This window comes from Vibrio sp. 10N.222.52.B7 (assembly GCF_041474275.1).
Classification (GTDB): domain Bacteria; phylum Pseudomonadota; class Gammaproteobacteria; order Enterobacterales; family Vibrionaceae; genus Vibrio; species Vibrio crassostreae_C.
In genome coordinates this window covers 1-548 of sequence record NZ_JBFRTU010000293.1, presented here as the reverse complement: position 1 = coordinate 548, position 548 = coordinate 1, and the positions used below count along the sequence as shown (strand labels likewise).

Genomic DNA, 548 nt, shown 5'->3' with positions numbered 1-548 from the left:
TTTACTCTCTCGTCGACCTTGGGCGGGGTTGTGAGCAGTGCTGAGCCGTTTCTTATCGTGCGTTTTTTCCAAGGTGTTGGTGCTGGATCTTGCTATGTGGTGGCGTTCGCCATCTTACGAGATGTCTTAGACGATAAAAGGCGTGCCAAGGTGCTGTCGATGTTAAATGGCATAACTTGCATCGTTCCGGTACTCGCGCCTGTGATTGGTCATCTAATCATGACTGTTTACCCATGGCCGAGTTTGTTCACGACCATGGCGGGCATGGGTGTAGTGGTGTGCTTATTGTCGGTGCTCGTGCTAAAAGAGACTAAGCTCAACATCAAAGATAATGGGTTAGCCAAAGCCTCTCTCTCTGAGAAATCGCGCTTACCTGAGAAACCTGTAACCCTCCATTCAACTTCAATCGAAACGTTTAAAGAGCCGTTGTTTATTAGCCGAGTGATCATGACCAGTTTCGGCGTGACCACAATTCTCACTTATGTGAATGTCTCTCCACTGTTGATTATGACAGAGCTTGGCTTCGATAGAGGTCAGTACTCTTACAC

The 548-nt window shown here is 47.6% G+C and carries 1 protein-coding gene; it reads left to right on the top strand.

All coding sequences use genetic code 11. The features are described 5' to 3' along the window. Positions 1–548: MFS transporter (locus AB4512_RS22890; RefSeq protein ID WP_372175826.1), on the top strand; the 548-nt coding region annotated here is incomplete at both ends.